The organism is Streptomyces nojiriensis (genome assembly GCF_017639205.1).
Classification (GTDB): Bacteria; Actinomycetota; Actinomycetes; order Streptomycetales; family Streptomycetaceae; genus Streptomyces; species Streptomyces nojiriensis.
Genome location: NZ_CP071139.1, coordinates 3,549,055 through 3,567,739 on the forward strand (window position 1 = coordinate 3,549,055; position 18,685 = coordinate 3,567,739).

The 18,685-nt window shown below is 70.6% G+C and carries 18 protein-coding genes and 1 pseudogene; 4 read left to right on the forward strand and 15 right to left on the reverse strand.

Going from position 1 to position 18,685, the window contains the following annotated elements; all coding sequences use genetic code 11:
* Window positions 1-63 precede the first annotated feature (63 nt).
* From JYK04_RS16520 to JYK04_RS16545, 8 genes and pseudogenes are all read right to left on the reverse strand, one after another.
* Complete coding sequence (locus JYK04_RS16520) at window positions 64-441, reverse strand: DUF6251 family protein (RefSeq protein ID WP_189737072.1); 378 nt, start codon at window positions 439-441, stop codon at window positions 64-66.
* Window positions 442-462: 21 nt separating this feature from the next.
* Complete coding sequence (locus JYK04_RS41205) at window positions 463-648, reverse strand: hypothetical protein (RefSeq protein WP_229875303.1); 186 nt, start codon at window positions 646-648, stop codon at window positions 463-465.
* Entirely contained in the window at window positions 636-950 is a 315-nt protein-coding gene (locus JYK04_RS41210; RefSeq protein ID WP_229875305.1) for a hypothetical protein, read from the reverse strand. Before JYK04_RS41210 ends, JYK04_RS41205 begins: the two co-directional genes overlap by 13 nt.
* A 184-nt stretch (window positions 951-1,134) precedes the next feature.
* Window positions 1,135-1,557: pseudogene (locus JYK04_RS41215) on the reverse strand (DNA cytosine methyltransferase); the annotation flags it as partial.
* Window positions 1,554-2,393 (reverse strand): DUF2637 domain-containing protein, encoded by an 840-nt coding sequence (locus tag JYK04_RS16530; protein WP_189737077.1) that lies wholly within the window; start codon window positions 2,391-2,393, stop codon window positions 1,554-1,556. The gene JYK04_RS16530 and the pseudogene JYK04_RS41215, both read right to left, overlap by 4 nt.
* A complete protein-coding gene (locus JYK04_RS16535) occupies window positions 2,390-2,662 on the reverse strand; it encodes a DUF6303 family protein (protein ID WP_189737079.1) in 273 nt (90 codons plus the stop codon). Before JYK04_RS16535 ends, JYK04_RS16530 begins: the two co-directional genes overlap by 4 nt.
* Window positions 2,659-2,985: a DUF6303 family protein gene (locus JYK04_RS16540; RefSeq protein ID WP_189737081.1), complete on the reverse strand. Its 327-nt coding sequence runs from the start codon at window positions 2,983-2,985 to the stop codon at window positions 2,659-2,661. Before JYK04_RS16540 ends, JYK04_RS16535 begins: the two co-directional genes overlap by 4 nt.
* The gene (locus JYK04_RS16545) at window positions 2,982-3,251 is read right to left on the reverse strand and encodes a DUF6284 family protein (protein WP_189737083.1); all 270 of its coding nucleotides are present in this window, start codon (window positions 3,249-3,251) and stop codon (window positions 2,982-2,984) included. Before JYK04_RS16545 ends, JYK04_RS16540 begins: the two co-directional genes overlap by 4 nt.
* 717 nt (window positions 3,252-3,968) lie before the next feature.
* Between JYK04_RS16545 and JYK04_RS16550 the strand changes: the two genes are divergently transcribed.
* Window positions 3,969-5,099: a helix-turn-helix domain-containing protein gene (locus JYK04_RS16550; RefSeq protein ID WP_189737085.1), complete on the forward strand. Its 1,131-nt coding sequence runs from the start codon at window positions 3,969-3,971 to the stop codon at window positions 5,097-5,099.
* Here JYK04_RS16550 and JYK04_RS16555 read toward each other — a convergent pair.
* Window positions 5,083-5,859: an NUDIX domain-containing protein gene (locus JYK04_RS16555; RefSeq protein ID WP_189737506.1), complete on the reverse strand. Its 777-nt coding sequence runs from the start codon at window positions 5,857-5,859 to the stop codon at window positions 5,083-5,085. The genes JYK04_RS16550 and JYK04_RS16555 overlap by 17 nt on opposite strands.
* 250 nt (window positions 5,860-6,109) lie before the next feature.
* Between JYK04_RS16555 and JYK04_RS16560 the strand changes: the two genes are divergently transcribed.
* Window positions 6,110-6,955 (forward strand): hypothetical protein, encoded by an 846-nt coding sequence (locus JYK04_RS16560; protein WP_189737087.1) that lies wholly within the window; start codon window positions 6,110-6,112, stop codon window positions 6,953-6,955.
* Between the two features lie 167 nt (window positions 6,956-7,122).
* Here the strand turns inward: JYK04_RS16560 and JYK04_RS16565 are convergent, their stop codons facing one another.
* Window positions 7,123-8,454 (reverse strand): PIN-like domain-containing protein, encoded by a 1,332-nt coding sequence (locus tag JYK04_RS16565; RefSeq protein ID WP_189737089.1) that lies wholly within the window; start codon window positions 8,452-8,454, stop codon window positions 7,123-7,125.
* A gap of 1,126 nt (window positions 8,455-9,580) precedes the next feature.
* On the opposite strand from JYK04_RS16565, the gene JYK04_RS16570 reads away from it, so the two are divergent.
* Both JYK04_RS16570 and JYK04_RS16575 read left to right on the forward strand, forming a co-directional pair.
* Entirely contained in the window at window positions 9,581-10,864 is a 1,284-nt protein-coding gene (locus JYK04_RS16570; RefSeq protein WP_189737091.1) for a phosphoribosyltransferase family protein, read from the forward strand.
* 72 nt (window positions 10,865-10,936) lie between these two features.
* A complete protein-coding gene (locus JYK04_RS16575) occupies window positions 10,937-12,058 on the forward strand; it encodes a sulfite oxidase (protein WP_189737093.1) in 1,122 nt (373 codons plus the stop codon).
* 31 nt (window positions 12,059-12,089) lie between these two features.
* Here JYK04_RS16575 and JYK04_RS16580 read toward each other — a convergent pair whose 3' ends face one another.
* The 5 genes from JYK04_RS16580 to JYK04_RS16600 form a co-directional block, all read right to left on the reverse strand.
* Window positions 12,090-12,905, reverse strand: a complete 816-nt coding sequence (locus tag JYK04_RS16580; protein WP_189737095.1) for a phosphate ABC transporter ATP-binding protein — start codon at window positions 12,903-12,905, stop codon at window positions 12,090-12,092.
* A gap of 11 nt (window positions 12,906-12,916) precedes the next feature.
* Window positions 12,917-13,828: a sortase gene (locus tag JYK04_RS16585; RefSeq protein WP_189737097.1), complete on the reverse strand. Its 912-nt coding sequence runs from the start codon at window positions 13,826-13,828 to the stop codon at window positions 12,917-12,919.
* 59 nt (window positions 13,829-13,887) lie between these two features.
* The gene (locus tag JYK04_RS16590; RefSeq protein ID WP_189737099.1) at window positions 13,888-15,879 is read right to left on the reverse strand and encodes an LPXTG cell wall anchor domain-containing protein; all 1,992 of its coding nucleotides are present in this window, start codon (window positions 15,877-15,879) and stop codon (window positions 13,888-13,890) included.
* Between the two features lie 118 nt (window positions 15,880-15,997).
* A complete protein-coding gene (locus tag JYK04_RS16595; protein ID WP_202186065.1) occupies window positions 15,998-17,572 on the reverse strand; it encodes an Ig-like domain-containing protein in 1,575 nt (524 codons plus the stop codon).
* Between the two features lie 89 nt (window positions 17,573-17,661).
* Complete coding sequence (locus JYK04_RS16600) at window positions 17,662-18,657, reverse strand: substrate-binding domain-containing protein (protein WP_202186066.1); 996 nt, start codon at window positions 18,655-18,657, stop codon at window positions 17,662-17,664.
* Between the last annotated feature and the right edge of the window lie 28 nt (window positions 18,658-18,685).

The window sequence follows — 18,685 nt, forward strand, 5'->3', positions numbered from 1 at the left end:
CTCCCGGGGCCGGTCTGTCCGGCTCCCCTCACCACCCGCCGTGGCGGGTGGATCGGGCAGCCGTCAGCGACGGCTGCGACGGGCGAGCCTGCGCGCGTTCTTCACCGCGGTGGCGCCCTCGGAGCTGCCGGTCGACTTCACGACCGTGTGGACACCCCACGCGAGGATCAGCGCGAGGAAGGCGAGCATCGCGATGTTCGCGGCAATCGCGGTGAGCGCCCCGACGAGCAGTGGACCGAAGTAGACGCCGGCCGCGACGGCTCCGGCGCCGATCCCGGAACCGAGCGCCAGGCGCTGAACGGTCCGGTCGGGTGGTGCCTGGTGGATGTGCTGGTGGACAACCTGCGGGCCGCTCTGGAAGGTGACGGGCATCTGGTCGGCGTAGACGTGGGTGCCGTCAGGGAGCCGGACGACGCGGGCGGGTTCGGGCAAGTGGTTCATGAGCGTCTCCCTTCGGGGAGATCAGGCGGCCGCGGCCGCTTCGTCGGCGTTCATGAGGGCGTGGAGGGCGGCGGTGGCCTGTTGGGGGACGACGCCGTTGCCGAGTGCTTTGAGCTGGGCGGTGCGGGAGAGTCCGGGGACGTCGGTGACGTGGCCGGCGGGCAGACCCATCAGCCACTCGACGAAAGGAGGGCTCAGTCGTCCCACAGGGTCAGTTGGCCGGGGAGCGGAGCGTCCGGCGACCCCTTCCCACCTGGCGATTGCGGGGGCGTAGGGGCCCCAATCCGGTGGGCCGCCGAGGGGAGCGTCAGGTCCCCCTTGCTGCCGCGCTGGTTCAGCCCGCCCTTGCTGCCGTCCGTCGCCCTCGGCGTCGGCAACAGCTTCGCGAACGACAGGTCCGACAGCGTGGGTGAACTGCTGCGCGGATTGCGGGCTGTCGCCTGCCGGGCTCCCTTGGAGTCGCCGACCACCGGCGTGGGCAGCAGCGAGACCACGTGCCGGAGGTTCATCCCGCCCCTGGCGGCGTGGCCGGGGCCGGCCGCCTCCGACGTCGAGGGGGTGGGCAGCAGGGAGGCGACGGCCGGCAGGCCGTCCGGGAAGCCCCGGCCCTTCGCATCCCGGGCCCTGGGTGTCGGCAGGCCAGGCGAGGAGGAAGAGACGGTTGCGCTGATGGGCCGCGCCGACGTCCGACGCGCGTACACAAGCCCACCGTGCATCGAACCCGAGGGCGGCAAGGTCGGCGAGGACGGTGTCGAATCCGAGGGAAAGGTGCCCTGCGACGTTCTCAAAGACCGCGTAGCGGGGTCGTAGAACGCCAAGGGCGCGGGCGATGCGGGGCCAGATGTGCCGGTCATCGGCGACTCCCTTGCGCTTGCCGGCGGTACTGAACGGCTGGCAGGGGTAGCCGCCGCAGACGACATCGACGGGTTCGACCTGGTGCCAGTCGACGGCGGTCAGGTCCCCTAGGTTCGGAACGTTCGGGTAGTGGTGGGCGAGGATGCGGGCGGCGCCCGGGTCGTTGTCCGACACCCACGCGGGCGTCCCGCCCAGGACGCTCTGGACGGCCATGTCGAGACCGCCGTAGCCGGTGCACAGCGACCCGATCCGCAGGCTCATCCGGCCACCGCCGCCGCGGAGTCCCGCTCCCGCTCCGCTTTCAACGTCTCCCGCACGATCCGGGCCTTCGCTGGCGACGTGCGCAGGGCCTTGCGGATCCCCTCACCGGTCAGCTTCTCGATCGGCCACGACTCCGTCAGGCTCCGCGCCTCCGCGAGCAGCTCGACTTCCGTCCGGGTCGGTCGGGTCGATCGGGCGGCGGCAGGGACTCGACCGGTCGCCCGACGAGGACGCGTCACCTCCGCGGCCACCGCGAGCTGCGGTCGGGCCTCGATCGTCTCGATCGGTGCGACGGTGGAAGAGTCCACCTCCTCCTGCGGCTCGGGCTGCTCGGCGGGGGGTTCGCCCTGCTCAGGGGTGGACCGATATGCGGGAGTGTGGATGGATTCTTGCTTGTCCGGTTCGATCGCGGGTCGGTGGTGAAGGACCTCGGCGACGAGGTCGGAGCCGAAGTAGATCGACCCGACCGGAAGCGACGTCGCCAGCAGCACGAGCGCCCAGTTCGCGGGATCCCAGTCGGCCAGTCGACCCCAGTCGACCGTCTCGCTGTGGAGGGCGGGAACCAGACCGTGGACGTAGTTCAGGACCAGTGAGGCGAGCGTGTACGCGGCGAGGACCCGCAAGGCGAACCGGCGGGCATCGCCGGTCAGCACGAGCGTCGCGACGAGGGTCAGGGCCATCAGGCCGTCGACCACGAAGGGGTAGAGGTTGGCTGCCGCGTCGTCCGCGCCGATGGCCTTGGCGATGTCGCGCAGGGCGTTCCAGGAGACCCTGAAGGCCATGCCGACCACGACCACCAAGGCGAGGACGAGCGCGCGTTTGGCGGTGCGGTTCACGGCGCCTCCCCGATGGGGCGGACATCGAACGAGCCGCGGAACTCGACGGCGTCCGTGTGGTCGTTGTCCATCTCGATCCACTCCCAGGCGGCGTCGTCCGCGGCCTCGTACCCGAGGCTGGCCAGGGCGGCGGTGCGCTCGGCGAGCGTGGGGGTCGGCGAGGTGCGGCCGAAGGAGTGGAGGGGCCAGTCGTCGGCGTGGCCCTCGACGATGATGTAGATCTCCCACTCACCGAAGTAGGAGTTCGCCAGGCGGGCGCTGTGTGTCATGCCGCACCCGCTTCCAGCGGCCGGACCTTCACCGTGCCCAGGAGGAGCACCCGCACCGGGTGCGGGTGGTAGTCCGGGCCGGTGCACTCCTCCCACTCCCACTCGGCGTCCTCGGCGAGCCCATAGCCGAGTTCCGTCAGCGCGTCGCGACGCTGGCGGACCGTCGGGATCTCCGTGGACGCCGGCCACGTGTAGGTGGGCCACTCACTGACCAGACCGGTCATGGCCACGTACAACTGCCAGCACGGTCCGGCCGTCAGTTCCGGCGCGGTGGTGCCGCAGCATCGCAGCGACATCTGCGCGCCGAAGATCTGCTTGCTCATGCCGCATCCCCCGCACCCGTCGTGCCAGCGGTGCGGTTGGCCAGGTCCCGCCGGGCCGCCAGGACCCGGTTACGGGCCCGGCGGATCCGGCGCTCATCCACCTCGGTGGGCGTGCGGTCGATCGTCATGATCTGCGCGTCGAGCAGGTCGACGCTCGCCAGGATCAACGGCATCTCGACGTCGATCGCGTCCAGCTCTGCGGCCGACGGCTCCAGCTCGTCGGACCACGGGGTAACACGGTTCTTAAGTGCAGCGATGGACTTCATGGGTCTTGCTCCTTCGAGAGAGGAACGGGACCCGAACAGCAGCCCCCGGCGCTCCAACGCCGGGGGCTGCACTGCATTCGGGGGTGGAACCAATCCGGCTCTCCTCGACCCCGCCCGTACGACGCCGCAAGGGCGCCGGACGGGCGGGGGAGGCAACCGGCCGCAGCAATTCCGCTGCGCGGATGAACCCGAACCACGGATCACCGGCTATCCCGGTGCGCATCGCGGCGGCTCAGGTGAAGACGCGAAGGGCAGCCGCCCGTGCCGGTCCAGCACGGGCAGCGCCCAGATTCTTCGTCGGGACACATCAACCTCCAACAGGGGGTCGGACGTGCGAAAGGGTGTCTCGCCTTCGGGAACACGAGCTCCCGTCTTAGGCATGCGAGACGAGTGACCTTTCGGTCTCGCCCTCCGGTTGACAAGGGATCCGGGGCCCTCCCCCCGTCCGTTGCGGGGCTCCTGGTCGTACATGCACGCCGAAGCTGAGCCCTTTCGGGCCATCTGGTGCGCACCAGAAGCATGGCATCTGGTGCGCACCAGATGCAAGCCCCTGGTTCGTTCCGGGCTTGCCGGTGTGTTCCGGTGTGTCTTCAGGAAACGGCTCAGACAGGGGGTCTCGGTAGCCAACAGGGGTTAACCTCAAGGGTGTTAACCCGCTCCCACCTGCGGCGATTTGGTTAAGCCCCCCAGGTGGCACGGCCATCGGAGGCGATGCACGTGGGCAAGGGATTACGAGTCGTTCGTACCGCGCGGGGATGGTCGCAGGAGCGGCTGATCTTCGAGATTGAGCGCTACGCGCGGCAGTACATGCTGAACGTCGCGTCGAGCGCGAGCCTGAAGACATACGTGTCGGAGTGGGAGAACGGCCGACGGGCCATCACAGAGCGGTACGCCGTGATCCTCCGGCCGCTGCTCGGGGTGACGGACGCCGAACTGGGCGGGGAGCCTGCACGCTCGGTCCCCCAGCAAGCAGACGGCTATGAGGACCTGTTGGGTCGTATCGACTCGGCGCGGAGCGTCAGCGATTCCATGGTGAGCACCTTCATGGACCAGACGGAGCTACTTCGCACCATGGATCGGCAGATGGGCGCATCGGGCCTGGTCGACCAGATGAACGGTCACCTGACGACGATGGAGGACGCGCTCACCTTCGCGGTCCTGCCAGGCACTCGCCGTCCCATCGCAACGGCCCTGGCAGGGGCGGCGACCTTGGCGGCCTGGCAGGCGTTGGACGCGGGTTCTGTGGAGCGCGCGTGGCGGCATTACGAGCTGGCGAAGCGGGCCGCGCAGGACGCTGACGCGCCGCAGTACTTGGCCCACGCCATGGGGGAGCAGGCGTACGTCCTGGGTGATGCCGGCCGACCCGAGATGGCGGTTGAGCTGATCCGGGACGCGCAGCTCACCCACGCGGAGCGGCAGTCGCCTCGCCTTCGGGCTTGGCTGAGCGCGGCCGAAGCCGAGCTGTGTGCTGCCGCTGGCATGCACGACGATGCCCGTCATGCGCTGGACCGGGCGGCGTCCGCGCTGCCGGAAGGCGTGAACCCTCGTGATTCCGACATGCTGAGCATCTTCCTGAACGCGGACCACCTGGCGCGCTGGCGGGGAAACGTGCTGGCACTACTGGGCGACAGCTCGGCCATGGGTGACCTGTACGCGTCTCTCCAGGCGACGGACCCCACATTCGTCCGAGCCAAGGCAGGACTGCACAGCGACCTGACCCAGGCGCACCTCGCCCGCGGCGAGTTCGACGAGGCCCGCTCGAACCTTCAGCAGGCGCGACTGCTGGCGAACCGCACGGGGTCCGTGCGGCACCGCCGGCGTGTGGAGCTACTTACGGGGCGGCTGTAGCACGCGACGCGAGGACGTGCAGCAGGGCGACCAGGGTTCCTGACCCCATGAGCTTGCCCTCGGCCATGAGTCGGGGGATGTCCGCGAGTGGCACCCAGGCGATCTGCCCAGCTTCCTCGATGTCCGTCGGTTCACCCACCTTCACCGCGCCCCGTGCCACGAAGATCTCGTGAGGCGAATCGACCATGCCGATCATCGGCTGATACGTCACGACGTGCTCGACGTTCGTCGGACGCCAACCGGTCTCTTCCTCGGTCTCGCGTGCCGCCGTCGTCGCCGCGTCCTCGCCTTCGTCCACGATCCCGCCGGGGAGCTCCCATCCCCACTGCTGCGGGACGAAGCGGTACCGCCACATCATCAGGACGCGTTGCTGATCATCGATCACGGCCGTGATCGCCACGTGGTGCAGGCGCACCACGTGGTGCTCGAACCGCTCGACCCCGGGGGGCTCAACGTCGACGAGGTCGAGGTTCACCCACCGGTTCTCGTAGACCGTCCTGCTGCCGTGGATCGTCCAGGGCTCCAGCTCTGCCGGCGTGGGTGCGGTCTCGCCACCCACGACTCGGTACGAGCTGCGGTCGTACGCCTTGATGAGGTGCTCGCTCGCCAATCGTGCGAGCACCTGCCGGAGGGCGGTACGGCCGATCTCCAGCTCAGCGCTCATGGTTCGCTCGGAGGGGAGCTTCTCGCCGGGGCCATACTTCCCCGTCTCGATCCACGATCGGATCGTCTGGTAGACCCTCGTCGACTTCGGTCCCATCCTCAGCGCACTCTCCCCGTTCGTCGGCCGGCACTGGCCAGCGTAGTCGGGGGCCAGCTCGGAGAACCCGGCCATGCCTGTCTCTCTTCCCGTCTGAGTTATTGGGCGACGAGCCCAGGGCGTCCGGAGGCTGCCCTGCAAGGCCCTCGTTGATGCTCGTGCTGGACGGAACCGACCCGAGCTTGATGCACGCCTGTCAGTTCTACCGAAGGACAGCGCGACCTCTCCGGCTCAAGCGATGATGCAGAGCATGGCCCCGGAACTGATCACCGCGATAGCCACCCTGGCGGGCGTGGCATTAGGCATCGCTGGCACCCTCTCTGCTGCACGCATCCAGGCGAAGGGGAGTCACGCTCAGGCGGACGCTACCTATCGTGCTGCCCAGACCACGGCGACCACGCAGTACGCGGCCACCCTTGAGCAGCAGAACCGAGGCGCCCAGAGGGCTGCGTATGTCGGCCTTCTAGCCGTCACCCGAGACTTCGTGCGGCGCGCAGAATACACGCGCAGCAACGAGGGGGACCGCGATCACTTGGCTCATGACCTGCGTGAACCTCTCGTGCAGGTAGAGACGGCCTTCGCCGCAGTAGAGCTGGAAGGACCCGAACCGGTGTTGGCCGCGGCCCGCGAGATCGCGGATGCATCATTTAGTTTCAAACAGTTGCTTGAACATCACGGCCACGTCTATCGAGCAACAAACAAGCTCTGGGCACGCCACTTTCACAGTCCCCTCAGCGAGTTTCCCGCCATCGAGTCCCTCGACCGATTGCGGTCCATCAACAGGGACCTCTCACCGCGTGACCGCGTCCACCTGCTCGCTAGCGAAGACATGCCCGCGCGGGCAGGGGAGATGGGAGAGGGTGGTAGGCGCTGGCGAGCAGAGTTTCTGCAAGCCCGGTCCCTGCTGCAGGTCTACGTTGAAGAGGGGATCATCACTGAGGTTGAGCGGGAAGCCATCCTTCGGCATTCCGGAACCTGGGAGCATAGCGTTCCGGACATGCTTGATGCGGCACAGGCGAAGCTAGACGCTGTGCTCGTTCGCTTCGTCCAAGAGGCCCGAACGCACCTGAATGCCACCGTCCCGCGCCATGACTAACGCCGGGCTGTTGTGTGCATGCACTCCGTCTCCGTGTCGGCTATCTATGAGGAAATTAGCGTGGGCCGTCAAGGGCGCCCCAGGACGCCCATCCACCACCCGCGAAGACCATGAATGCCTCATTCACCCCAGCCACCTGCAGCTGCGCCAGGACCCGATAGACTAATCTAGTCTTCCCGGTCGAGGATTTCCCACGCCTTTTCGAGTGGGCCATGCAGGCTTTCGTGCACGCTAAATCCGTCGACCCTGCCAAAACCAGCCTTCATCTCGTCATAGACTGGAACCAGGACATCTTGATCAAACCCAGATAGATTCGCATCGAAGGAAACATCCTGCGAGATTCTGCTAACCGGTCGAGTGAACCCCTTGAGCATACGACCGGGCTCATAGCCACCGATCTCGTAAACTTCGTCCCGGCTCACGAACCCGCCATTCCGAACAGCTCGCCTTATCGCAGACTCCTGCACTGGGGCTTGAGCTCGCAGCGCACGAAGCAACTGGCCGAGGAAGACGTAGTTCCAATTACTAACCCGTTCCTCCGCCTCGGATCTCGCATCGACCATCTCGACGTTCTGGACAGAGTCCTCTGTTACCGGAACCGCAAGGTAGTCTCGCGCAAGCACTAGCAACCGCTCAGGTTTGAGCATGTAGAGATGAGCGGACGTTTCGTCGCGAAGCTCCTCGGCGAGTTCATTGCGAGGACCGACCGGCGCGCCCTGACGAATCCACCACCAGTCTTCCTTCGAGTCGCCAGTAACAAAAAGGAAGTCGCCGCCACGGCGCTTTGCTTCCAACTTGATCTGACTCCAAACCAGGAAGTCCCCCGCCTCGGAATCATCGCCGCGTGAGTCCTTATCTTTATCCATATAGCCTGGCGGAATTTTCTTCTCCACCCGCCGCTTCCCCTCGATGATCGCGGCATCATAATCTGCCCTCACAAGGGGGAGACCCACCTTCCCTGCAAGCAGTATGGCGAGCTCAGAGATTACGCGATCCTTCGATGTATCCCGCTCCATGCCGAGACCGCTGCTATCAACCACCTTCTCCATCGATTCGATGACCTGATCAAATCCCTGGGATAGATTTCCCTCAAGACGGCGAAGCTCTGCCCGATCAAGCGATACTCGATTGGCCCAGGCGCGAAGTTTTTCCACCGCCTTGCTAAGATCCGCAAGGAGCGCTTTCTTTGACGATTCGAGCTGCTTCGCCGGGTCTTCGAGCGCTCTCTCTCGGTTACGCCAAAACTCGGCCATCACTTGATTAGGCACCCAGAGGCGTGTACCCATTTTCGCCAACGTCGACAGAAAAGCCTCTCGCGCGGCGTTGTTGTATCGATACAGATTCAGGAGGACGTTCGTATCTACGACGACCGTCCCGTTACTAAGAACACGCTTCCAGTCGTCTGGTGTAGGTGTCACGAAACCGGAGAACCCGTCAAAGATCCCCCTGCCCGTGGAATCGGCAGCTTCCAGCACCTCAGACGCATCTACATCAGTCACGGTTGACAGGCTATACACGCAGGTGACTAGCCGTAGTGGAATCCACTATCTCCCTAGCGCCGTTGAGGTGTCACGCCCCCTTCACGACGGTCTCGTTGTGGCGTCGAAGGAGGCGGGTACGTGGTTTCCGTCTCCCCTGGTTGGGGGTGAGTCATCGTGCTGTTCAACTCGTCCCCCCGGGCCCGCCGCACGGGGGGCCGGCCCGGTCGGCATGCTGGACGGCCGGGGATGCGGTGCGACGCACGAGCGCGCTTCCCTCAACCTCGTCGGAACCAGCCCGTCCGGTGGATGCACGGGACGCCGAACCGTGAGTCGCCACTTCCTCACCTAAAAGCGCAGGTCAGGGCGACCTGCGCAGGAGAGAAGGCCAGTCTCTTCTAAGCACTTGGCCGCAGGTTCGAGTCCTGCCGGGGGCACCACTTCCACATCGCCCGAAGCCCTCCCTCCGCGGAGGGCTTTCGTGCAGGTCAGAGCAGCCTAGGGAGCGCTTCGTAGCGCCAGGGTAAGGACTGATCTTCTCCCGGTCCCGGACCGGCGCCCGCAACGCCGCTCCGTCCGGGACCACTTGGGCCCCGCCCTGCGGTCGCGCCGGCGGGGACCGCATCCCGGTGGAGGAGCAGGCCGTGGGCGGCCGTGGTCCAGGATGCCGGCGCGGGCGGGCCGGGAGCGTTCGTCCGCGGGCAGGTGGCCCGAGCTGCTACGAGCTGCCGCGAAGCGCCCATCTCGCCGCGCTCCGCGCCGATTTCGGCCACGGAGCGCGGTCAGCGGGCCGTCAGCAGGGGGCCGCACCGTCCCACCACCGACGAGGGCGCCCGCCTCGCGTCGGCGGTGGAGATCAAGCCGGAGATCCACGCGGCCGCGGGCACGGACATGCCCGCCGGCCGCCATCGGCTTCCTGTCCGGGACCGGCGACGAGTACATCGTCGGCGAGGGCGGGCCGGAGGGGCAGCGCGGTCGTGGGCATCGACCTCGCGCCGGTTCCTCGGGCGGGACCCGGCCGCCCGGCCGCCGCGGCCGCGTCCTGACCTCCGCACCCCGACCGACTTGCGAGAAGGCCGGGGATGCGGTTGCGTCGAAGGAGATGAGTACGTGGTTTCCGTCTCCCCTGGGTTGGGGGTGAGCCATCGTGCTGTTCACCCATCGTGCGCAGGCCGGCGAGCGGCTCGCCGAAGCGCTCCGGCACCTGAAGGGGGAGGATCCCGTCGTACTGGGCCTGCCCCGCGGCGGGGTCCCGGTCGCCTACCGGGTGGCGCGCGCGCTCGGCGCCCCGCTCGATGTGATCGTGGTGCGCAAGCTCGGCGTCCCCTACCACCGCGAGCTGGGCTTCGGCGCCATCGGCGAGGGCGGCGTACGCGTCCTGAGCGAGGACATCGTCCTCGGCAGCCGCCTGGGACCGCAGGACATCGAGGCGGTCGAGCACGCCGAGGAGGCGGAGCTCGCCCGCCAGGCCAGGAGGTTCCGCGGGGACCGGCCGCGGGTGTCCCTGGACGGCCGGACCGTGATCGTCGTGGACGACGGGATCGCGACCGGGGCCACGGCCGCCGCCGCGTGCGAGGTCGTACGGGCGCAGGGCGCGGCGCGCGTGGTGCTGGCCGTTCCGGTGGCCCCGCCGGACGCGGTCGCCCGGCTGGGCTCCGCGGCCGACGAGGTGGTGTGCCTGGCCACGCCGCACGCCTTCCGTGCCGTCGGCGAGTGGTACCAGGACTTCTCCCAGACCCCCGACGAGGAGGTCGTCTTCCTGCTGGCGCGGGCGGCGGCCGACCCCGTCAGCCGCCCGCCCGTCCGGACCGCCGAGGTCGAGATCGACGCCGGCGGCCTCGTCCTGGCCGGTGACCTCGCCCTGCCTGAGGGCGCCGGGGCGGTCGTGGTGTTCGCGCACGGCTCCGGCAGCAGCCGGCACAGCCCGCGCAACCGGTCGGTGGCGGCGGACCTCAACCGGGCGGGCCTCGCCACCCTGCTCCTCGACCTGCTCACGCCCGGCGAGGAGGTCGACCGCGCCAACGTCTTCGACATAGAGACCCTGGCCGGGCGGCTCGCGGACGCCACCGCCTGGCTGCGCCGCCGCGAGCTCCTCCCGACGGGCTGGTTCGGGGCGAGCACCGGGGCCGCGGCGGCGCTGTGGGCGGCCGCGGAGCCGGGCTCTGAGATCGGCGCCGTGGTCTCCCGCGGCGGCCGGCCGGACCTGGCCGGTGCGCGGCTCGCCGCCGTACGGGCCCCCACGCTGCTGATCGTGGGGGGCCGGGACTCGACGGTGCTCGACCTCAACCGGCGGGCCCAGCGCGAGCTGCGCTGCGAGAACCGGCTGGTAGTCGTCCCCGGGGCCACCCACCTCTTCGAGGAGCCGGGAGCCCTGGACGAGGTGGCCGCCCTGGCCCGCGACTGGTTCACCCGCCACCTGGTACCGCAGTAGACCGGACCGGTGACCCTGTGGCGGTGACGGCAGCGGTGGCGCGGCACCGGCCGCAGGCGCGACCATGAGGAGATGGAGCAGGCGTCGGTGCAGGATGTCAGCACCCCGGGCCGCATCGCGTCGCCCGGTGAGGGCATCGGCCCGGACGAGCTGGCGCTCGCGGCCCGCAACCACGGGCTTCCGCTGGAGGCCCTGCGCTACGAGGTCACACCGCCCGGGCTGCACTACGTCTTGGTCCACTACGACATTCCCGCCGCCGACCCGGCCGGCTGGTCCCTCACCGTCGGCGGCCGGGTCCGCACCCCGCTGACCCTGGATCTCGCCGCCCTGCACGCGTTCCCCGCGGTCACCCACCGCGTCACCATGGAGTGCGCGGGCAACGGCCGGGCCCGTCTGACGCCCCGGCCGGTCAGCCAGCCGTGGCTGGTCGAGGCGGTGGGCACCGCCGACTGGACGGGCGTACCGCTGCGTCTGGTGCTCGCCCGGGCCGGAGTGCGGGAGGACGCCGTCGAGGCCGTGTTCACCGGCGCCGACCACGGGGTCGAACGCGGAGTCGAGCAGGACTACCGGCGCAGCCTGCCGGTGGCCGCCGCCACCGGGGACGACCCCGAGGTGCTGATCGCCTACGCCATGAACGGCCTGCCCCTGCCCCCGCAGCACGGGTGCCCGCTGCGGCTGGTCGTCCCCGGCTGGTACGGCATGGCGCACGTCAAGTGGCTGCGCGAGATCACCCTCGTCGACGCGCCGTTCACCGGATTCCAGCAGTCCGTGGCCTACCGCTACCGGCGGGCCGCCGACGCTCCGGACGCCCCCGGCGAGCCGGTCACCCGGATCGCGCCGCGCGCCCTGATGGTCCCGCCCGGATTCCCCGACTTCATGTCCCGCACCCGCGTCGTGCACCCCGGCCCCGTACCGCTGGAGGGGCGGGCCTGGTCCGGCCACGGGGCCGTCGACCGGGTGGAGGTGAGCGCCGACGGCGGCCGCTCCTGGATCCGGGCCGAGGTCGCGCCGCCGGGGCCGCACCGGTGGGCGTGGCAGGCCTGGTCCTGTGTCTGGGCGGCGGCGCCGGGCCGCCACACGCTCACCGTCCGCGCCACGGACGCCGAGGGCAGCACACAGCCCCTCGAACAGTCGTGGAACCGGGGCGGTTTCGGCAACAACCTGGTCCAGCACGTTCCGGTCCTGTGCTGCTGAGCGGCGGATGGCGCACGGCGGTGGCGGGCCGTCAGCCGAAGCGGCCCTCCACGTAGTCCGCGGTGCGCCGGTCGGAGGGGGCGGAGAACATCGCCGGGGTGGGCCCGTGCTCGACGATCCGGCCCGGGGTGCCCTGCTCGGCGAGGAAGAAGGCGCACTGGTCGGAGACGCGGGCCGCCTGCTGCATGTTGTGGGTGACGATCACGATGGTGACCTCCTCGGCCAGGTCCCGGATCGTCTCCTCGATGCGGCGGGTCGAGGTGGGGTCCAGGGCGGAGCAGGGTTCGTCCATGAGGAGGATCCGCGGGCGGACCGCCAGCGAGCGGGCGATGCACAGGCGCTGCTGCTGGCCTCCGGAGAGGGCGCCGCCGGGCTGGCGCAGGCGGTCGCGGACCTCCTTCCACAGCCCCGCCTTGCTCAGGCACTCCTCCACCAGGTCGTCCTTCACGGCCCCCGAGGCGCGCACGCCCGTGAGTTTCAGGCCCGCCGTGACGTTGTCGTAGACCGACATCGCGGGGAAGGGGTTCGGCTTCTGGAAGACCATGCCGATGCGGCGGCGGGCGTCCGTCAGCCGGCGGCCGCGGGCGTAGATGTCCTCGCCGTCGAGCAGGACCTCCCCGGCCAGTTCGGCGCCCGGGATCAGTTCGTGCATGCGGTTGAGGATGCGCAGGAAGGTCGACTTCCCGCAGCCCGAGGGTCCGATCAGGGCCGTCACCCGGCCGGCGGGCATCTCCAGCGAGACCCGGCTGAGGACCTTGCGGCCGCCGAACCAGGCGGAGATGCCGCGGGCGTCCAGGGCGGAGGCACCCGTGGAGGTGGCCTGGGGCAGGGTGAGCGTCTCGGTCATGGGGGCCTCGTTCACAGGAGGTTGGGCAGGAGCAGGGCGGCCTGGTCGGACACGGCGAGGCCGAGGGCGGCCAGTACGGGGAACCCCACCAGCCAGGTGTGTGCGCGGCCCCAGCGGACCCGGGCCCAGGCCAGGGCGGCCGCCGCGAGCAGCAGGGCCTGGCCCCACAGGATCAGCGGCATCCAGGCCGTGGACTGCCCGGCCATCGGCGCCTCGTCGGCGGGCAGCCGACCGGGGGCGCGTCCGCCGGACTGCTGGGCGGGCGAGACGAGTTCGGCGTCGACCTGGAGCACACCGCCCGGCATGTACGGGGTTCCGTCGGCGGTCATCAGGGTCAGCAGGCCCGCCTCCCCCGTCGGCCGGGCGGGTTGCGGGTCCCCGGCCCGGCGGACTCCGAGGACCCGGTAGGCGTGCTCGCCCTGCCCGGTGGTGACGGTGAAGGTCTCGCCCCGCTCCAGGTCGCCGATGTGGCCGAACGGACCGCCGTAGCCCGCCTGGCGGCCCATCAGGATGCTGGTTCCGGGCTGGCCGGGCAGCACGGTGTCGCGGCGGTGCCCGGGGCCCGATGCCAGCACCTCGGCGGTGGTCGCCTCGCGGACCACCTCCCGTACGCCGATCTGCGGGATGGCCAGCAGCGCGACGGGGGCGCCGGCCTCGGTCGGGCCCAGCGGGGCGGTGGCGTTGGCGAGCTTGTCGCGCAGCTCGGCGTACCCGACCCGGCGGTCGCGTTCGTGCCGGAGGTGGCCGAGCGGCCCGACCTCGGCGACGAAGCCGAGGAGGAGCGCACCCAGGATGGCCAGGGCGGCGCCGGCGGCCCACAGGCCGGGTCCGGCTGCCGGGGCGGACCCCGGCCCCGCCGGAGCACGGACGGCTCCGGCGGGATCGGGGCGCACGTCCACCGGCTCGGTGGCGGTGGCGGTCATCTGTCCTTCTCCGTCGCTCGGTTGCTGTTGCTTCGGCTGCTACGGCTGCTACGGCGGCTTCAGTTGCCCGGGGTGCGGGAGGCGCCCGGGAAGCTCAGCAGCCCGCGGCGACGGGCCCACCAGACGGCGGAGCCGCCGGTCAGCACCAGGCCCGCGGCGATCAGGGCGAGGGTGACGGCGTCCGTCCCCGTGTTGGCCAGGCCGCCGCGCGGGCCGGAGCCGCCGGTGGCGCTGCTGCCGGCGGTGCCGGCGGTGCCGCCCGCGGTGGTTCCCGTGCCGCCGGTGGTGACGTTGGTGGACAGGCCCAGTCCGGTGCCGCCGGTGGCGGTGGCCGTGGTGGTCGGAGTCGGGGTCGGGGTCGCGGAGGGGTCCGGGGTGGAGGTCGTGGTCGTGGTCGGCGTCGGCGTCGCGCTCGGGGTCGACGTCTGCGTGGCCGTCGGCGTGGGCTTCGGGGTCGGGGTCGGGGTCGGCTGGCCGCCGCCCGGGTCCGTCGTCCGGTACTCCGTGTTCGAGGTGAACCACATCGACCCGGTGAAGTCCCCGTACGTGTCGCTGCCGAAGGCCTTGCGGCACACCACCGTCAGGTCGTAGCGGCCCTCCAGGGTGGTGAAGCCGGCCTCGTTGGCGTAGTCGCGCATGGTCATCGTCAGGGGAACGACGATGCCGCCCGACGGCGCCTGCCCGTACGTGGAGATCGGGGAGTTGCCGACCACGTTCTTGCCCTCGGCCGGGAAGCCCTTGCCGGTGACCTTCACCAGGACGTTGGTGGCGGGCGCCGGGCAGGCCGCCGAGGTGGCCAGGTCGACGCTGGTGGTGTCGCTGCCCGTGGCCGGGTTGATCACCGCCGTGCCGGTCGGGGCGGCCTGGGCCGCCGCCCCGGGCAGGGCCGTGGCGGCCAGGGTCACGACGGCGGCGACGAGCACGGCGGCTCCGGCCGCGTCGCGCCGGGAGGGACGGGTGAAGTGCACGATGGGCTCCTTCTTGGCGATCTCGGGTGTGGTGCGCCGGCGCGCCGACGCGGTGGCCACCGCCCGGGCCAGGCGCCGGCGGCGCCACAGCCACAGCCCGCACGCGGTGATCGCGAGAACCAGGGCGAGCAGCGTCCACGGGACCGTCCACAGCGACGCCGAGCGGGTCAGGGACGGAAGTCTGGGGTCCACGCCTTCGCGGGTGGCGACCGCCTGGACGGAGACGACGGCGGAGGAGCGCAGCGTGGGCCTCACGCCGTCGGCCTTCGCCGTGATGGTCAGGGAGCTGCCGGGCAGCAGGTCGCCGAGGTCCTTCAGGCCGCCCGCGGTGACGGAGCCGCCGAACATGCCGTTGATCCGGACGGCCTGGCGGGCGCCGAGGCGGACGTTGCCGGTGTTGCGCAGGGTGTACGTGACGGTGGCCGAGCCCGTGCCGAAGGGGTTCGAGGTGCCCGCGTACGAGGCCTTCACGTCCTCCACGGCGAGGCGCGGGGTGAGCTCCCCGGCGAGGCGCAGGTAGACGCGGGTGCCGACGCGCTGGTCGAGGCGGACCTTGTTGCCCTGGGCGTCCTGGCCGCCGCCGGCGAGGGTGGCGACGATGCCGGCGGTGTGGTCGCCGGGGGTGGCGTCCCGGGGGACGGCGAGGGTGAAGGGCACGATGACGTTGGCCTTCGGCGGGACCGTGACCGTGTCCTTCTCCAGCTTGATCCAGCTGCCCGCGTCCTTCGGGGCCTGGCCGCCCGGGAGCAGGTCGAAGCCGCCGTCGGCGGTGTTGACGGCGTCGCTCGCGTAGACGGCGACGGTCAGCGGCTCGTCGCCGTAGTTCCATACGGCGATCTGGTCCCGCAGCCCCGCGCCGCCGGTGACCCCGTACGAGAAGTGGGCGCGGGCGTCGGGTTCCCTGGGACCGGCGGGCTGTACGCCGAAGGTGGACTTCCGGTCCTCCGCGGGCGCCGGGGCCGCGTGCGCCGCCGGTACGGCGAACAGCGCGAGCAGCAGGACCAGGAGGGCCGGCAGGGCCACCGGCACGACGGCGGCTGCGGACGGGCCCGGGCGGCGCCGGGCAGGGGCGGTGGAGGTCATGGCGCGGGCGTCCGATCCGGGCGTAGGGAGACGATCGGGGAGATCGAGGCGTCAGGGGCGGGGCGGGACGGGCGGCGTACTGGGAAGGGCCCGTTCCGCCCCGGGGCTCACGCCTGGATCAGATGGCGGTGAGGGTGAGGGTGGCGCTGTAGGTGCCGGCCACCGTGGAGGTCGGGACGTTCAGCGCCAGGTCGGCGGTGACGTGCGCGGTGCCGAGGCCGGCGCCGTTCGCGAGGGTGCGGGCGGACTTCAGGCCCGCGGTGCCCGCGTCACCGGTGCCGGCGCCGTGCGCCGCCGTGACGGCGGAGCCGGCCGTGACGGTCTGCGCGGGGGCCTTGTCCACGAGCTTCGGGGACCAGCCGAGGTTCTGGCCGTTGATCGCGTGCGTGGCGCCGTCGGAGAAGTCGGTGACCTGGCCGCTGATGGTCCAGCCCGGGTTGCCCGCACGCGTGTCGGTGAGGGTGACCGGGTTGATGGACCCGGCGGTGGTCAGCAGGTCGCCGTCGGCGTTCAGGACCGGCGAGGGCAGCGTGACCTGCGGGTTGGCGACGCTGATGACCAGCGCGCCGGCATTGACGGTCGTGGTGATGGTCTCGGAGGCGGTGACTCCGGTGAACGCGCCGACCGTGTAGGGAATCGCGCCCGAGTCGGAGCCGGTGAAGGCGCCCGCGTCGGCCGGTACGAAGACGGCGGTGAAGGAGTGGGCGCCGACCGGCAGGCTGCTGGTGGTCAGTACGGCCGTGCCGTTCGCGACGGGGACGGTGCCCAGGGTGGCGGTGGTGCCGCCCGCGGTGTCGGTGAACTTCACCGCGCCGGCCGCGCCCGCGGGCGTGACGGTACCGGTCAGGGTCACCGGGCTGAACTGCGGCGCGGTGGAAGCCGGGGAGACCGCGAGGGCGGTCGTGGTCGCGGCCGCCGGGACGGCCGTGACCGCGTAGGAGACGTGGGCCGAGGTCGAGCCGTTGTACGAGGCGCTCGCCGGGCTGAAGACGGCGGTCAGGTCGTGCGTGCCGGCGGCGAGGTTGCTGGTGGTGAGGGCCGCGGTGCCGCCCACGACGGTGACGGCCGTGCCGAGGTTGCTCGCGCCGTCCTTGAACTGGACGGTGCCGCCGGCGCCGGCCGGGGCGACCGTGGCGGTGAGGGTGACCGGGGTGCCGGCCTGGGCCGGGCCGGCCGGGGTGACCGCGAGCGCGGTGGTGGTGCCGGTCTTCACCGCCGGGTCGGTGTTCTGGTAGGTGGTGTTCGAGGTGAACCAGACCGCGCCGGTGTAGTCGCCGAGGCTGGTGCCGTTGAAGGCCGTCCGGCAGATGACCGTGAAGTCGTACTTGCCCTGCAGGGTGGTGAAGCCCGCCTGGCTGGCGTAGTCCCGCATGGTGGAGGTCAGCGGGATGACCATGCCGCCGTTCGGGGCGGTCGGGTAGGTGGTGATCGGGGAGTTGCCGACCACGTTCAGCCCGCCGGCGGGGAAGCCGGAACCCTCCACCTTCACCAGCACGTTGGTGGCGTTCGCGGGGCAGGCGCCGGAGGTGGTGAAGGCGATGCCGGACGTGTCGGCGCCGGTCGCCGGGTTGATCTCGATGGTGCCGATCGGGGCGGCGTACGCGGCGCTCGCGCCCGCGAGACCCGCCGCGAAGGCGGCGGTCACCGCGGCGACGCCCAGGGCCAGGGCCCGTGAAACTCTGTTCTTCAGCACAACGGTCTCCAGAATCAGAAGATCAAGGCTCGTTCGGGGATCAGCGATCGGTGATCAGCGATTGGGGATCGGTGATCGGTGATCACCGATCAGGGGGTCTGCTTGGTGGTGTCGCCGCAGTTCGGGTTCGTGGCGAAGCCGTAGGTGTTGATCACCGCGGCCTGCTTGCAGATCTCGGAGTTCGCGCCGACGAAGACCGTGCTCCAGGGCGCGGTGGCGACCTTGCCGGTCGGGATGACGTTGTAGACGTCGCGCTTCACGCCGAAGCCGCTGTTGAGCACGGTGGGCGCCAGGCCGTCGACGGTGCCGAGGATGGCGCGGCCGCGCAGGTCGGCGATGGTCTGCGAGGACTGCGACTGGTACTGCGCGATGGAGAACGGCACGATCGACTTGTCGTCGAGGACGCGGCCGTCGTGCTCCTGGACCGGGGCGCTGCCCTTCTTGTCCTTGATGCAGGGGTAGACACCCGCGACGACGTCGGCGTCGGTGATGCCCATCTGGGACTCCCAGAAGCTGCGGGTGCCCGAACCGGCCTGCGGCAGGTAGACGGTCATGTCGTAGTTGGGGCCCGCGCCCACGTAGTTCGGGTCGCAGTGGTAGATCGCCTTCAGGTCGGTCAGCGACAGCTTGCGCGGGATCGCCGAACCGGGGGTGATCGCGTAGCTGACGCCGTCCACCGCGAACGGGACGTACGTCAGGCCCGGGGCCGCGGCCGCCAGGTTGAGGGAGGAGGAACGGGCGAAGTCCAGACAGCCGTTGTTCGCCTGGAGGGAGGTCAGCAGCGCGGAGCGGCCGGCGCCGCTGCCGTTGGGGCGGGCGAGGGTGCAGTTCGGGTTGGCCGCCGGATCCTTGGTGGTGATGTTCGCGGAACCGGTGGCGTCGTACGAGCCGATGACCTTCTGGCCGTTCACGGTGATGGCCGCGGCCAGGCCGTTCATGACGTCCTGGGTGGTGTCGGAGCCGACACCGGACAGCTGGCGGTACTGCGGCGAGCCGGCCGGGTCGGCGAAGGCGATGCTGCCCCCGGTGGCGCCGAGCGCCAGTGCGGCCGCCGCGGCGGCGAAGGCGATCTTCTTCTTGTTCACGCGGGTTTACCCCTCAGCTAGGCTGCGC

Excerpts from the sequence above, each read along its gene's own strand:
- JYK04_RS16520 (WP_189737072.1), bottom strand. The coding sequence starts at position 441 with ATGAACCACTTGCCCGAACCCGCCCGCGTCGTCCGGCTCCCTGACGGC.
- JYK04_RS41210 (WP_229875305.1), bottom strand. The coding sequence starts at position 950 with ATGAACCTCCGGCACGTGGTCTCGCTGCTGCCCACGCCGGTGGTCGGC.
- JYK04_RS16535 (WP_189737079.1), bottom strand. The coding sequence starts at position 2,662 with ATGACACACAGCGCCCGCCTGGCGAACTCCTACTTCGGTGAGTGGGAG.
- JYK04_RS16540 (WP_189737081.1), bottom strand. The coding sequence starts at position 2,985 with ATGAGCAAGCAGATCTTCGGCGCGCAGATGTCGCTGCGATGCTGCGGC.
- JYK04_RS16545 (WP_189737083.1), bottom strand. The coding sequence starts at position 3,251 with ATGAAGTCCATCGCTGCACTTAAGAACCGTGTTACCCCGTGGTCCGAC.
- JYK04_RS16555 (WP_189737506.1), bottom strand. The coding sequence starts at position 5,859 with ATGGGACCGAAGTCGACGAGGGTCTACCAGACGATCCGATCGTGGATC.
- JYK04_RS16560 (WP_189737087.1), top strand. The coding sequence starts at position 6,110 with ATGGCCCCGGAACTGATCACCGCGATAGCCACCCTGGCGGGCGTGGCA.
- JYK04_RS16575 (WP_189737093.1), top strand. The coding sequence starts at position 10,937 with ATGGAGCAGGCGTCGGTGCAGGATGTCAGCACCCCGGGCCGCATCGCG.
- JYK04_RS16580 (WP_189737095.1), bottom strand. The coding sequence starts at position 12,905 with ATGACCGAGACGCTCACCCTGCCCCAGGCCACCTCCACGGGTGCCTCC.
- JYK04_RS16585 (WP_189737097.1), bottom strand. The coding sequence starts at position 13,828 with ATGACCGCCACCGCCACCGAGCCGGTGGACGTGCGCCCCGATCCCGCC.
- JYK04_RS16590 (WP_189737099.1), bottom strand. The coding sequence starts at position 15,879 with ATGACCTCCACCGCCCCTGCCCGGCGCCGCCCGGGCCCGTCCGCAGCC.